Here is a 13963-nt window from a genome sequence, read left to right on the forward strand (position 1 = left end):
GAAATGAGCATGATCGTCAATCAGATGTTGCTGCTGGTCTTTGGCATGTTGTTGAGCGGTGTGCCGCTCGGGTGGCTATGGCGTCGCGAACGTGTGCGAGCACGCCTTGCTGGCAACGCGGAGCAAATCCGACTACGCGAACTGCAACAACAGGTAGAGCAGACGCTGGCACAGCAGCAGTTGTTGTTTGATCAGCAGCAGCAAGAGCTGGACGAGCTGCGGCATGCACACGAACAGATGTTGCTGAGTACGCAAGACCAGAATGCCAGCGTGCTTGCACAAATAAATACGCACAAAGCAGAGCATCTGGCGCGGGTATTGGAAAACTGTGATGCTTCCCAGGAGACCATCGGCAATTTGTTAGGGCTGATGCGCACCTTTGAACGCTGGCACGATGACATGAACGTCCTGATTCAGCACAACCGTGAAATGCATCGCAAGAATGACGAATTTGCGCTGATCGTCAATCAGGTCATCATCGTGGCACTCAATGCCTCCATCGAAGCTGCGCGCGCCGGTGCGCATGGCCGTGGTTTTGCCGTGGTGGCATCCGAGGTACGTGATCTGGCACAACGCGCCGAGAAGCTGTCCAAAAGCTATCGTAGCAATCTGTACCAGAACGACCTGATTACCACCACCACCTTTCAGGACCTGCAGGCTGGCGGCAAAATGATCATCGGCGCCATTACCGGGCTTGATCAGATCAACCGCAAGACCAGGGAAACCCTGGTGCTAGCTGCCTGAAACCGGAGTAACGACGATGTTGAGTCCTTCCGCCCAAGACGGCTTTGATCTGTTACTTATGCAGGCACTCAAAGGGAGTTTGATTTCCTCTGATGAGCAGGCTGAGGTCAGCATCGCCACTGCCGATGAATTCACCGGCATGCGTGACTGCCAGATGGTGGTACTGACCATTTCTTCTTATCTGTTTCGGGCGATGGTGATGTTTCACTTTGTATCGGATAAGCCGACCCGCGAGCATTTTGCGCGGCTCAGCCGACTGCCCGAACCGGAAATGAGCGAGCAGGCATTCATGGATGCGATTGCCGAGAGTGGCAATCTGTGCTGCGGCATTCTTAATCGCGAGTTGGGTAATTTCTTTGCCCACATCGGCATGTCGACTCCGAACGTGATTGATCAGCAATGCGCTGCCTATCTTTCCACGCTCAAGCATCAGCATGTGCAGCATTTCGCGGTGGAACTTGCGCAGTCTCAACGGCTCTACGTCACCCTCTGCGTGAGCGCTTATGACGAGATTGACTTTCAGGTTGATCCTGCGGCTACTGCGGCGGAGACTGGTGAGCTGGAACTGTTCTGAATTTTCCCATCATCCTTTTTTACACTGACAACTACTACTTACTCCCATGGCACAAATTCTCGTCGTTGATGATTCCAGCACTGTTCGCGCTGAAGTCGGTGATTTCCTCAAAAAGAACGGCCTCGATGTCACCCTTGCGGTCGACGGACGGGATGGCCTGGACAAGCTCAAGGGTGATCCGGCAATCAAGCTGGTGGTCTCGGACGTCAATATGCCCAATATGGATGGCCTGACCATGGCCGAGAAGATTCGCAGTGATCTCGGCAATGCTGCGGTGAACATCATCATGCTCACTACCGAAAATTCGCCCATCATGAAAGAGCGGGGCAAAGCGGCTGGCATCAAGGGCTGGATCGTCAAACCCTTCAAGGGCGATGCCGTGCTGGCGACATTCAAGAAGCTGGTGGGCGTGTAAGCAGGAGCGGCGGTAAGCGCACTGATCGCGACTCTCGCGGTATAGTTAGGTCTTTCTTATAAGATCGTGCGACAAGGAACATGGCAAATATTGCGCCAGTCAGTTTTACCGCTTTGCACCATTGCCTGACAGAAGACTTTGGACTGTTACCTGAGCCACCTCATGGTGGAAGCTGGAGAACGTATTTTTCAGGTGCCATAATTTGGCACCCGGCGTCGTCAACGAGACTGCTGAAGGTAATTCTCGGGGCTGATAGCGTACCTCTGAGGATACTTCTGTGTGTATCCTCAGATAACAACAACAGCGTTTTCCTGTCGGTGCCGTTCCTGTTCGCTGAGTTGCAGACTGCCATTGCCAACGAGCAGCAAAAATTGGCACAGCGTGCTGCAATTCAGCGCTGATGCGTCAATCGTTTACATCAAACGAATACGCCCGCTCCACGCGAGCGATACGCACTTCATACTGTGCATACCATTGTTGCCTGCCAGTCTCTTGCGCAATTTGATGATCAGCGTGCGCCTTCCACGCAGCAATCGCTGCCAGACTCTCCCAATAAGAGACGGTGATGCCGAAGCCGTCACCGCCGCGCACACTTTCTGCGCCTAGAAAACCTGGCTGCGCAGAAGCAAGCTCAACCATCCGGTCTGACATCTGGTCGTAACCCTGATCACCCTCAGTACGCTGGGAAGGAAAGATCACGGAGTAATAGGGTGGGGCGGGCAGTTTCGCAAAGGGGCTCTGGCTCATGTTGTATCCTGTGAAAAGGGGAGAGAAGTCACGCGCTGTGGCATGCTGCATATTGTTTCATGAAGGTAGTTGACTGCCTCGAACTTTTTTGTAGGATGCTTATAAGTGGCGCGTTGATCGAACTTTTTCCTATTAGACGACCGGTCTAATATGTGACATAATGACTTCACTTTGATGCGTTGCGAGACGTAAAACTTCACTCTGGAGAATTTGATGAAAGTATTGTTTGTCCTGACTTCCCATGACCAACTGGGCAACACTGGCGAAAAGACCGGCTTCTGGCTGGAAGAGTTTGCCGCGCCGTATTACGCCTTCAAGGATGCTGGCGTTGAGATCACACTTGCCTCGCCAGCAGGTGGGCAGCCGCCACTGGACCCAAAGAGCGATATGCCTGACTTCCAGACCGATACCACTCGGCGCTTTGCACAAGATCCAGCGGCGCAGGCTGAGCTGGCCAAAACAACGCCATTGTCACAAATCAAGGGTGAAGAATTTGATTTGCTGTTCTATCCCGGCGGTCATGGCCCACTGTGGGATCTGGCCGAAGATGCGGTGTCGATTGCGCTGATCGAGCAGTTCGACCGCGCAGGCAAGCCATTTGGACTTGTCTGTCACGCACCAGGTGCCTTGCGCCACGTGCGTGCCGCCAATGGTGACCCGATCGTCAAGGGACGTCGGGTCACCGGCTTTAGCAACGCGGAAGAAGCTGCAGTTGGCCTGACTGAGGTGGTTCCATTCCTGATTGAAGATGAGTTTCAACGTCAGGGCGGTTTGTATGAAAAGGGACCGGACTGGCGTTCCTACGTCGTGGTCGATGGCCGTCTGGTTACAGGTCAAAACCCGGCCAGCTCGGATGCCGTTGCCCATGCATTACTGAAGCTGGCTAGCTGATCGTCTGATCTTTGGGTGGCTTCGCCACAGCGCCATGTAAAAGGGCCGACACAATGTCGGCCCTTTTTACGATTTCACTTGCAACGGATTTCAGGACTTGCGGATCACTTCCACCTCGTCCAGTCGTTGCCAGCGATAGTAGCCAAGTGACAGCAGCCAGCTCAGAATGAATACGCCAATAATGAGGTAGCCAATGCTGCCAAAATGCGCATTGATTGCTGCAACGGCGGACCAGACCGGACCGCTAGGGTTGTAATGCTCGGCCAGCAATCCGAGTACCTCCAGGCCGCCAACCGCGACGGCGACAATCACCGAGACGAAGGTAATCGTCATGTTGTAGTAGAGCTTGCGGATCGGCTTGACGAATGCCCAGCCATAGGCTCCGAGCATCAAAATGCTGTCAGTGGTATCGATCAGCGACATACCGGCTGTGAATAGTAGCGGGAAGATCAGGATGGTCCAGATCGACAAACCATCCGAGGCTTGTGCAGCAGACATCCCCAACAAGCTGATCTCGGTAGCTGTATCAAAACCCAGACCAAACAGAAAACCTAGTGGATACATGTGCCAGCTGCGGGTGATCAGCCGGAACATGGGCTTGAAAATACGCGCCAGAAAGCCGCGATTGGCCAGCAGCAGGTCCATATCCTCTTCCACGTAAGGCTCACCCCGGCGCACCTTGCGGAAGGTTTTGTAGACTGCATGCAGGACTACAAAATTGATTGCCGCAATAATGAACAGGAAGAACGCAGAGACCAGCGTGCCGATCAAGCCGCCGATTTCCTTGAAGTCACTCATTTGCTGTTGCAGCGCCGCCGCACTGACAGCAATCACGACGCTGGCCAGGATCACCACCGTCGAGTGACCGAGCGAAAACATGAAGCCGACGGCAACCGGACGCTTGCCTTCTTGTATCAACTTGCGGGTGACATTGTCGATGGCGGCAATATGATCGGCATCGACTGCATGGCGCAGCCCAAAGCTGTATGCCAGAAAGGCTGTGCCCAGCAACAATGGATGCTCGCGGAGCGCAATGATGGCCCATGTCCAAGCACCGAGATTGAAGGCAATCAGCAATAGATACATGCCGATGACCTTGCCTTTGACATCGGACGAGGCATCACTGAACAGCGCTTTCATGACCCGGCTCATCGGCATGTTCCTGTAGCTGGGCAAACCAGAGAGGGTATGCGACAAAACAACATGAGGATTCCTTGGTTGATTTTCTGTGTGAAGAATTATGCAATATTCATACCAAAAAGGAAAAGTAAAACCTGCATTGCAAATGCAGATTATCTATTTTGCGGACCGATCAAATGATCAGCGATGGGGGTGGGTGTGACTATGACGATGGCCGACGCGCACGTAGGCCTCGGTCTTGATCTCAACCGGGACCAGATGCACATTGCCATGGCGTACACCAGTCTGGGAAATAATGGCATTGGCGCAGGCTTGGACCTCCTCAATTTTGCCTTTGAGGATGACGGTTTCCAGACAATTGTCATGATCCAGATGGACGTGCTGGGAAGCGACTGCCACATCGTGATGGTCGTGCTGCAGCTGGGTCAGCCGGTTCGAGAGCATGCGCTCGTGATGATCGTAGACATAACTGACAGTAGCGACGCACCATTTCGCCTTGCCGGCGACGATTTCTGCTTCACCCAGCTCCTTGCGGACCAGATCGCGAAATGCCTCGGAGCGGTTCAGGTAACCCTTGCGCTCGACCAGCTGGTCAAACGCTTCGGCCAGGCTGTCATCAACTGAAATGGTTAAACGTCGCATCGCGCACTCCGTACTATTGAATAGTGCGAGATCATACCAGTGAGCGCTCAGTTTGCCAGCAACGTCAAATCGAGATGTCCGGCAGCTAGTTGCGCACTGGCCTGCGCTGAAAGAAACGGGATGCAACCTAGAAGCGGTGCGGTGATGCGTGCTCGCAGGCTGTTGATATTGTGGCCCAGATTCAGTATGTCAGGGTCGATGATGTTGGCGACCCACCCGGCTACTGACAATCCCCGTGCCTTGATTGCTTCCAGTGTGAGCAAAGCGTGGTTGATACAGCCAAGCCGGATGCCAACCACCAGAATGACCGGTAGAGCTAACAAGCTGGCTAGATCACCGGTATCGGCGTCTGTATTGAGCGGCACCAGAAACCCTCCTACGCCTTCGACAATCACGCACTCAGCCTGCGTACTGACGTTCTGGAACGCATCAACAATCGTCTCTAAACTGATCGACTGGCCTTCCTTGATCGCCGCGATATGCGGTGCGGTCGGCTCCTGAAACAGATAAGGATTGATGCTGTGTGCTGGCAGCGCGACATTGTTGACCGCCAGCAGCGCATCGACATCCTCGTTATGCCAGTCGCCGTCAGCATTGCCTTGCCACTGCGCGCCGGACGCTACCGGCTTCATGCCGACCACGCGCAGTCCCTCTGCCGCCAGTCCATGCACTAGCGCGGCGCTGACCAGGGTTTTGCCGACGCCGGTATCGGTACCTGCAACAAAATAGGCTTTCGCTGTTCGCATGATTACTTACCTTGCATGACTTCATTGAACACGGTCAACGTGCGCGAGGCCAGCAAATCGACGTCTTCCTCGTTCAGGATATATGGTGGCATCAGATAAATCGTATTGCCAATCGGGCGCAGCAGCAGTTCGTGGCGACAGGCAGCGGCAAAGAAGCGGCGTGAGAAGCTGCGGGTGTCGTCATCGTTATCGATGACGGCATCACAGGCCCAAATCATGCCGGTCTGGCGGAAGTGGCGAATTCGCGTATCTTCTGCCAATGACTGCAGTGCTGTGGTGATACGGCTGGCTAATGTTTGATTCTGTTGCAGGACCTGATCTTCCTTGAAGATCTGCAGCGTTGCCAGGGCCGCCCGGCAGGCCAGCGGGTTGCCGGTGTAGGAGTGGGAATGCAGAAAACCACGTCGCACATCGGCATCATAAAAAGCTTCGTAAATGGCGGCGCGGGTCATGACCAGTGATAACGGCAGATAGCCACCGCTGATACCTTTGGACAAACACAGGAAGTCTGGCCAGATGGCAGCCTGTTCGCAGGCAAAGAAGCTGCCGGTGCGGCCGCAACCGACGGCGATCTCATCAGCAATCAGATGCACCTGAAACTGGTCACACAGACGACGCAAGCCGATCAGATAATCAGGGTCATACATGCCCATGCCATTGGCACACTGCACCAGCGGCTCGACGATGATCGCAGCGATCTGCGCTGCACGTTCCTCCAGCAATTGCTCCAGCTCTTGTAGCGAGCGTCGGATAACATCGGCCGCTGTCTCTCCCGGCATGGCATTGCGTGCATCGGGTGAGGCAATCACGTGTGCCGGCCGCAGCAGTGCGCCATAGGCTTCGCGAAACAGCGGTGTGTCTGTCACGCTCAAGGCACCCAGCGTTTCGCCGTGATAGCCGCCTTGCAGGCAAACGAATTCCTGCTTGGCGCCACGGCCTGCATTGCGCCAGGCATGCACGCTCATTTTTAGTGCAATTTCCACTGCCGATGCGCCATCCGAGGCATAAAAGCAATGCCCCAGCACGTGGCCAGTCAACGCCGATAACTGCTCCGACAAAGCCACCACCGGCTCATGGGTGAAGCCGGCCAGCATCGCATGTTCAAGCTGGTCCAGTTGATCCTTGAGCGCGGCGTTGATGCGCGGATTGGCGTGTCCAAACAGATTGACCCACCATGAACTGATGGCATCCAGATAGCGATGTCCATCGGCGTCAATCAGCCAGGCACCCTGACCACGTACCACCGGTATCAAGGGCGTTGATTCATGATGCTGCATCTGGGTGCAGGGATGCCAGACGCTGCGCAGGCTGCGTTGCATCAGGCTGTGAGCAGTGCTCATGCTGGCTCCTTGAGATTGACGGCACAGCGGGTCAGTGCGTGTGCCAGTTGCTCAATTTGCGCCACGGTATGCAGTGACGATAGCGAGATGCGTAGTCGCGCAGTACCGGCCGGCACCGTCGGTGGACAGATTGCCGGGACCCAGATCCCTTGCTCGCGCAATTGAGCGGCAAGTGCCCGTGCTGCCTGGTTGTCGCCGATCATCAAGGGATGAATTGCCGTCTCTGAAGGCAGTAATTGCCAGGGCAATGCGGATAGCGCCTCTCGTAAATTGTGCCCCAGCAGTTGCAACTGCTGACGGCGCCAGTCGTCACCGGCAATCAGGCGCAGGCTGGCCGCGAGCGCTGTGGCTAGTAGTGCCGGGTTCGCGGTGGTAAACATGTAGGTGCGCGCCCGTTGCAGTAGCCATTCGATCAGGTTCGCATGACCAGCCACGAAGGCACCAGCAGCTCCGGCGGCCTTGCCCAGCGTACCGACGTAGATCAGGCGAGGTGACTGCAAGGAAAAATGCTGCAGGCTGCCTCGTCCTTGCGGGCCCAGCACGCCAAAGCCGTGGGCATCATCGACCAGCAGCCAGGCATCATATTGCTCACACAACGCAAGCAATTGGGGCAAGGGGGCGATATCGCCGTCCATACTGAACACGGCATCAGTGACGACCAGCTTGCGCGCGCTGGTGGATTTGACCAGCAAGCGTTCCAGGCTCGTCAGATCAGCGTGTGGATAGACCTTGAGGTCAGCCCGCGACAGGCGAGCGCCATCAATCAGGGACGCATGATTGAGACGATCTGAGAACAGGCTGTCGCCGACGCCGACCAGGGCGCTGATGGCACCCATATTGGCCATGTAGCCATTGGAGAAATACAAGGCACGGTCCATGCCGACGAATGCTGCCAGCGCCTGTTCCAAGGCTTCGTGCGCAGTGCTATGGCCGCTGATTAGCGCCGAAGCGGCTGCACCGACGCCGTAGCGCGCCAGTCCTTCCTGGGCCGCAGCAATCAGGGCAGGGTGATTGGCCAGGCCGAGATAATCGTTGTTGCAGAAAGACAGATAGCATTTGCCATCGACTTCCATGATCGGCCCTTGCGGGCCATCTACCAGTCGTCGCTGGCGTCGCAGACATTGGGTGTCCAGCGCCGCCAGTGCTACTTCAAATTGATCCATATCAGGTCTTCATCAAATTGATTGCTTCAGGAGAAAGGCTGGCTTGCAGCGGTAATTTCTGCAGGCCACGGTAGGCCGCATGGTCTTGCCATTCGGGCGGCTGCGCCGGCGTTGCGAGTTTGACATCTGGCATCATCCGCATCACCGCACGCAATGTCAGTTCGGCTTCCAGAGCTGTCAATGCGGCGCCGATGCAGACATGCGGACCACTACCAAAGGCGAGATGGGGGCCTTCGTGTCGATGGATATCGAGTTGATCGGGCGCGCTGAAACGCTGCGGATCCCGGTTTGCCGCACCCAGATGGAGGATCACTAGATCGCCGCGCTGTAATGACTGGCCATGCAGGATCAGATCCTCGGTCAGTCGCCGACCGGTATATTGCACCGGGCTATCGTAGCGCAGCAGTTCACGCAAGGCGCTCGGCAGCTGTTCTGGCTCGGTACATAAAGCCTGCCATTGAGCGGGATGCTGTAGCAGTGCCAGCAAACCATTGCCCAGCAGATGGCGGGTGGTTTCATAACCGGCGAAGAGCAGGGTGCAGCATTGGGCGACCAGTTCGAGCGAGGACAGGTGCCCCTGCTGCGCCGCTACCATCAGGTGGCCGATCAGGTCAGTTGGTGTTAGTGATGGATGATGCTGACGGTCGGCGATCACTTGTTCTAGATACGACGCCATTTCCAGCAATGCTTCCTGCGCGGCCTCGGCTTGGTCCAGTGTCGGCGTAGGGCTGCCAATGAAGGCGGCAATTGCTGCAGCGGCGTCGATGAAGTGGTGGTCGTCTTGCTCTGCGCTGACGTCGATTCCCAGTAAATCAGCGATCACCAGTGCAGGCAGCGGACGTGCCACTTCGGCGATGAAATCGAACTCGATTTGAGTCTCGCTATCCGTTATTTGTTGTCCGTAGCGTTGCACAAGGCCTTGTAGCAACTGCGCAATGATGGCGGCAATCCGGGGACGTTGCTGTTGCAGTGCTCCGGCATGGAAGCCCGCCTGCATCGCGCGTCGCAGGCGCTGATGTGCGCGACCATCGAGGAACAACAGCGAGCGCGATAATAGCCGCTTGAACGGTTGCAACTGCTGCCTTTGCTCATTGCTTTGCGCAGACAAGCCTGCACTACTATTGATCCAGCGCGTTGCTCGGCGCACCGAGAAGCGCGGATCGCGCAATGCGGTGGCGACACTGTCATAGTCGCGCAGAATCCAGGCCCCGCCACAAAAATCCTTGCTCCAGTACAGATCGCCTGGCGAACCGTCAGCCCGCATGTGCAGAAACTGTGTCGACTGATTCCGTAGATGCCGCGTCACTTGGCATGGCGCTTATCCCGAGTCGTGCGAACAGATCGTGATCATGATCAACGGCTGCATTGGCTGCGGTCAGCAGCTTGGCGCCGAGGAAGATCGAGTTGGCACCGGCGGCGAAGCACAAGGTCTGCAAAGCATCATCCATCTGTTCGCGTCCGGCAGACAGGCGCACCATGGTGCGCGGCATAGTGATCCGGGCGACGGCAATGGTGCGCACGAATTCCAGCGGGTCCAATGGCGGTGTGTGCTCCAGTGGTGTGCCCTTGATCGGTACCAGATGATTGATTGGGACCGACTCCGGATAGGGCGTCAGGTTGGCTAACTGGGCAATCAGTCCAGCCCGTTGGCTGCGGCTTTCACCCATCCCGATAATTCCGCCACAGCAGACATTGATACCGGCATCGCGCACTTTTTGCAGGGTGTCGAGGCGATCATCGTAGGTGCGGGTAGAAATCACGTTGCTGTAGAAATCAGGCGAGGTGTCCAGATTGTGGTTGTAGTAGTCCAATCCGGCCTGTTTAAAGGAAATCGCTTGCGTCGCACTCAGCATGCCGGCGGTCATGCAGGTTTCCAGACCGAGGGCGCGTACCTTGCTGATCATCTCGGTCAGTGCTGGCATATCGCGCTCTTTTGGATTACGCCATGCAGCGCCCATGCAAAAACGGGTGGCTCCCTGATCTTTCGCGGCCTGAGCCGCTGTGAGGACTTCTTCAGATGCCATCAGTTTGGTAGCGGTCAAGCCGCTGTCCTGATGTTTGGCAGACTGCGAACAATAGCCGCAATCTTCAGCGCAGCCACCTGTCTTGATCGAAAGCAGGCTCGCCAGCTGCACCTGATTGGCGGGAAAGTGCTCACGGTGCACCCCTTGCGCCTGGTATAGCAAGTCCAGAAATGGCAGTTCAAACAGCGCTTCTATTGCAGTAACGGTCCAGCTTCCAGAAGTCGATTGTGTTCTGTTCGTTAGTCCGCGTGATGTGACATGAATCACATGTGTCGTTGCCGGCGTTGCGTCGCGCGGAGCAGAAATCTGCACGGAGCAAGAGGGGGAGTTTGCTTGGGACATGGTTTCCTTGTGGATGGCTGAAGAAACATTGCTGCATCTTCAACATGCACGTTAAAATTATAGATAATTTGACGGAGAAAATAGATTGATCGCCTTAAACATCGTTTTTTATTGTATTTTGATTTATTTTTATTTAACAAACGATATTTTTATAGATAATCTCTAAATGACAGCGGATATTCCAGAAAGCAGCACCCAACCGACTTCGGCCGAGCGAATCGCCGCGCAGCTGCGTGCGCTGATTGTGCGCGGGGAAATTGCTGGTGGTGCTGCCTTACGTCAGGATCACATTGCCGAGCGCTTTGCCTCCAGCCATGTACCGGTGCGCGAAGCGTTTCAGCGGCTGGAAGCCCAAGGATTGGTGGTTACGCTGCCGCGACGGGGAGTCCGCGTGACCATACTCAGTCCCGCTGCAATCAAGGAAGCGATGGAGATGCGGGCGGTCTTGGAGGTGCTGGCACTGCGCCATAGTGCGCCCAACCTGACGACGGCAGATATTGATCGGCTTGAGCAGACGCAGGCCCAATGTGCGGCTGCGACTTCGCTGGCTGACTGGGATACTGCCAATTGTGCGTTTCATGAAGCGATGGTGAGTGCCTGCGGCATGCCGCGCCTGCTTGATGTGCTGCAGCAGCTGCAGCTGACCAATTCCCGCTATCTGTTTGCGGCAGGCTTGGTGCGCGGCTGGCAGCCGCGCTCAGATCAGGATCATCGCCTCATCATTGAGGCGCTCAAGGAAAAGAATGTGGAGCGTGCAGTGCAATTGCTCGGACGCCACATTGGCACGATGGAGCGTGTGGGATTTGCGCAGTGAGGGATTTGGCGAGGATTGGAAGATTTTATTGGCATTTAAATGGTGGTTGATTGTTTTTGCAGCATCTCCGCCGATTTTCTTCTTCAGTTTACGTTAGAGCAGCAATTCCTTGGCCAAATCCTTTTTGGGATCAGCTTGCGGCTCAAATTTCAAAGCCTGTTCGACGTGCAGCAGGTGATGTGTCATCAGTGCTACCGCTTCTTCCACTTTGCCAGCCTTGGCAACTGCGATGAACTCTTCATGTTCCTGACTGGAGCAGATGGCGTCGCGCGTGGATTGATACAGCATGGTAATGAGCGAACTGCGGCCAGCGAGTTTGATCAGAATATCGGTCAGCACAGTATTGCCGACGATATTGGCTAGTAGGATATGGAAGTCGGACAGTAGCGTGGAGCGCACCTGTGAATCGTGTTCTTCAATGGCCCGTCGCTCTGCTGCCAGATGCTCTTCCAGCCGGGCATAGTCCTCGGGTGTGGCGCGCGCCACAAATTCGCGAACCAGTGCGGCCTCCAGAGTACGACGCACGAAGAAGATATCGCGCGTTTCTTCTATCGTAGGTTTGCCGACAAAGGCGCCTTTATCGGGGATCAAGTCAATCAGCTTGTCCTTGGCCAGCATCACCAGTGCAGCGCGAATTTTTGTGCGGCTCACTTTGTAGACCCGTGCTAGCGCTTCCTCTCGCAGCTTGGCGCCGGGTGGCAGGCGCTGTTGTGCAATTGCCTTGGCGATATCGGTGGCAATGGCTTCGGAGCTGTCAGGTTCTGGTGTGGCTACTTCTGTCATAGGATGATGGTCTGGTTTGAGTTTCCCTGATCTTGGGAGGTTCGGGAAATGGGGCGAATTCGGTCGCTGTCTTGCTGTACAGACAATGTCAGCCAATTGTACCCTCAGACGCGCCGCGCTCGCCATGTTCAAACCAGACCCAGGTATCAGTTCAGTGCAGCATCGCTGACTTCGCCATTGAGCACGGCGCGGGCGCGTTGTTTGTCGATATCCTTTTCCCAGGAGGCAACCACTACGGTGGCTACACAATTGCCCAGCAGGTTGCCTACGGCGCGCGCAATGCCGATGAACCAGTCAATCGACAACACCAGCACGAGGCCAACCACCGGAATGGCAGGGATCGTCGTCAGGGTGGCCGCCAGGATGACGATGGCTGAGCCAGGTACCCCGTGTGCGCCCTTGGACGTAATCAAGGCAATGATAAGAATTGCCAGCAGATCACCCATAGCCAGATGGGTATTGGTGGCCTGCGCGATAAACACTGCCGCCATCGTCAGATAAATGGAGAAGGCATCCAGATTGAAGGAGTAGCCGGTTGGAATGACGAGACCAACGGTGGACTTTTTGATCCCCATGTGTTCCAGTTTTTGCATGATTTGCGGCAGTACGCTGTCTGAGGAAGTGGTCGCCAGTACCACGATCAACTCTTCGCGCAAATAGCCGATCAACTTGAAGATACTGAACCCTGTAGTGCGCAGGATACCGCCCAGAATGACCAGCACGAATATCGCTACCGTGGCGTAGAACAGCAGGACCAGGATCGCCAGTTGTTGCAGCGAGCCAATTCCGTAGCGCCCCACGGTAAAGGCAATCGCACCAAATACGCCAAGTGGTGCCAGACGGATGATGAAGGACATGCATTTGAAAAATGCGTCCGACAGCGAGCCAATCAATTGTGCTGCAGGACGACCTTTTTCACCGATCAGTAACAAGGCGCTGCCGAAAATGATCGAGATCAACAGCACCTGCAGCACATCTCCCGAGGTGAAGGCGCTGACGATGGTCGAAGGAATCATCTTCATGATGAAGTCCGAAAATCCGGCGCTCTTGACCTTGCTGGCAGTCGCCACATAATTGCTCAGGGCAGTCGGGTCAAGTGAGGTCGGATCGATGTTCATGCCAACCCCGGGCTTGAAGACAAACGCCATCAACAAGCCCAGCAGGAGGGCGATACTGGTCACTACTTCGAAGTAAATAATGGCTTTGACACCGACACTGCCAACCTTCTTGAGGTCGCTGGCACCACAGATGCCCTGCACCACCACACAAAATACGATTACCGGCACGATCATCGTGACCATTTTGATAAAGCCATCTCCTAGCGGTTTCAGGCCTTGCGCAAAGTCTGGGTAAAACCAACCAACGGCAACACCGGCAATCAAGGCAATGACTACCTGGCCGAACAACGATTTTATAAATCTCAACATTCTGGTCTCCTGAGTGTTTTTATGAGCAATGCGGCCTTTGGTCAACAAATCTCAGTACTGACCCAAGGGGCGTCGCCTTGGTAGCGGCTGCATGACTGCTGCGTCTTGTCAGTGCCACGTCCGGTATTGCCTTGCAGGCAACTCGTTAATTTTCTTTTGACGCCGACGACG

At 55.4% G+C, this 13963-nt stretch carries 15 protein-coding genes; 5 read left to right on the plus strand and 10 right to left on the minus strand.

Translation table 11 applies throughout. The features are described 5' to 3' along the window. Nucleotides 1-9 precede the first annotated feature (9 nt). The 3 genes from FHW66_RS21125 to FHW66_RS08255 are packed head-to-tail and all read left to right on the plus strand — an operon-like array spanning nt 10 to nt 1733. The gene (locus tag FHW66_RS21125; RefSeq protein ID WP_183379375.1) at nt 10-744 is read left to right on the plus strand and encodes a methyl-accepting chemotaxis protein; all 735 of its coding nucleotides are present in this window, start codon (nt 10-12) and stop codon (nt 742-744) included. 16 nt (nt 745-760) lie between these two features. Beyond that, nucleotides 761-1318 carry a hypothetical protein gene (locus FHW66_RS08250; RefSeq protein ID WP_183379285.1) on the plus strand — a complete coding sequence of 186 codons (558 nt, stop codon included), beginning with the start codon at nt 761-763 and terminating at the stop codon, nt 1316-1318. A gap of 46 nt (nt 1319-1364) precedes the next feature. Then, nucleotides 1365-1733 (plus strand): response regulator, encoded by a 369-nt coding sequence (locus FHW66_RS08255; protein WP_183379286.1) that lies wholly within the window; start codon nt 1365-1367, stop codon nt 1731-1733. A gap of 405 nt (nt 1734-2138) precedes the next feature. On the opposite strand, the gene FHW66_RS08260 is transcribed toward FHW66_RS08255, so the two are convergent. Beyond that, nucleotides 2139-2480 carry an antibiotic biosynthesis monooxygenase gene (locus FHW66_RS08260; protein ID WP_183379287.1) on the minus strand — a complete coding sequence of 114 codons (342 nt, stop codon included), beginning with the start codon at nt 2478-2480 and terminating at the stop codon, nt 2139-2141. A 213-nt stretch (nt 2481-2693) separates the two neighbouring features. Here FHW66_RS08260 and FHW66_RS08265 point away from each other — a divergent pair, with 213 nt between their 5' ends. Beyond that, on the plus strand, nt 2694-3371 hold the full coding sequence (locus FHW66_RS08265) for a type 1 glutamine amidotransferase domain-containing protein (protein WP_183379288.1): 678 nt from the start codon (nt 2694-2696) through the stop codon (nt 3369-3371). Between the two features lie 90 nt (nt 3372-3461). Here FHW66_RS08265 and FHW66_RS08270 read toward each other — a convergent pair whose 3' ends face one another. The 7 genes from FHW66_RS08270 to bioB all read right to left on the minus strand — a co-directional run bounded on the left by FHW66_RS08270 (nt 3462) and on the right by bioB (nt 10768). Further along, a complete protein-coding gene (locus tag FHW66_RS08270) occupies nt 3462-4523 on the minus strand; it encodes a HoxN/HupN/NixA family nickel/cobalt transporter (RefSeq protein ID WP_183379289.1) in 1062 nt (353 codons plus the stop codon). Between the two features lie 168 nt (nt 4524-4691). Further along, nucleotides 4692-5153 (minus strand): nickel-responsive transcriptional regulator NikR, encoded by a 462-nt coding sequence (nikR, locus tag FHW66_RS08275; protein ID WP_183379290.1) that lies wholly within the window; start codon nt 5151-5153, stop codon nt 4692-4694. A gap of 47 nt (nt 5154-5200) precedes the next feature. After that, entirely contained in the window at nt 5201-5899 is a 699-nt protein-coding gene (gene bioD, locus FHW66_RS08280) for a dethiobiotin synthase (RefSeq protein WP_183379291.1), read from the minus strand. 2 nt (nt 5900-5901) lie between these two features. Next, nucleotides 5902-7239 (minus strand): adenosylmethionine--8-amino-7-oxononanoate transaminase, encoded by a 1338-nt coding sequence (bioA, locus tag FHW66_RS08285; protein ID WP_183379292.1) that lies wholly within the window; start codon nt 7237-7239, stop codon nt 5902-5904. Further along, nucleotides 7236-8402: an 8-amino-7-oxononanoate synthase gene (gene bioF / locus FHW66_RS08290; RefSeq protein ID WP_183379293.1), complete on the minus strand. Its 1167-nt coding sequence runs from the start codon at nt 8400-8402 to the stop codon at nt 7236-7238. The genes bioA and bioF overlap by 4 nt, the downstream gene beginning before the upstream one ends. 1 nt (nt 8403) lies before the next feature. Beyond that, nucleotides 8404-9666: a cytochrome P450 gene (locus tag FHW66_RS08295; RefSeq protein ID WP_183379294.1), complete on the minus strand. Its 1263-nt coding sequence runs from the start codon at nt 9664-9666 to the stop codon at nt 8404-8406. After that, complete coding sequence (gene bioB, locus FHW66_RS08300) at nt 9656-10768, minus strand: biotin synthase BioB (RefSeq protein WP_183379295.1); 1113 nt, start codon at nt 10766-10768, stop codon at nt 9656-9658. The genes FHW66_RS08295 and bioB overlap by 11 nt, the downstream gene beginning before the upstream one ends. Nucleotides 10769-10934: 166 nt before the next feature. Here bioB and FHW66_RS08305 point away from each other — a divergent pair, with 166 nt between their 5' ends. Next, nucleotides 10935-11582, plus strand: a complete 648-nt coding sequence (locus tag FHW66_RS08305; RefSeq protein WP_183379296.1) for a GntR family transcriptional regulator — start codon at nt 10935-10937, stop codon at nt 11580-11582. A gap of 93 nt (nt 11583-11675) precedes the next feature. On the opposite strand, the gene FHW66_RS08310 is transcribed toward FHW66_RS08305, so the two are convergent. Further along, complete coding sequence (locus tag FHW66_RS08310; RefSeq protein WP_183379297.1) at nt 11676-12365, minus strand: GntR family transcriptional regulator; 690 nt, start codon at nt 12363-12365, stop codon at nt 11676-11678. A gap of 146 nt (nt 12366-12511) precedes the next feature. Then, nucleotides 12512-13792: a C4-dicarboxylate transporter DctA gene (gene dctA, locus FHW66_RS08315; protein WP_183379298.1), complete on the minus strand. Its 1281-nt coding sequence runs from the start codon at nt 13790-13792 to the stop codon at nt 12512-12514. Nucleotides 13793-13963: the final 171 nt, after the last annotated feature.

It is taken from the genome of Herbaspirillum sp. Sphag64, from assembly GCF_014192645.1.
Classification (GTDB): Bacteria; Pseudomonadota; Gammaproteobacteria; order Burkholderiales; family Burkholderiaceae_D; genus Herbaspirillum.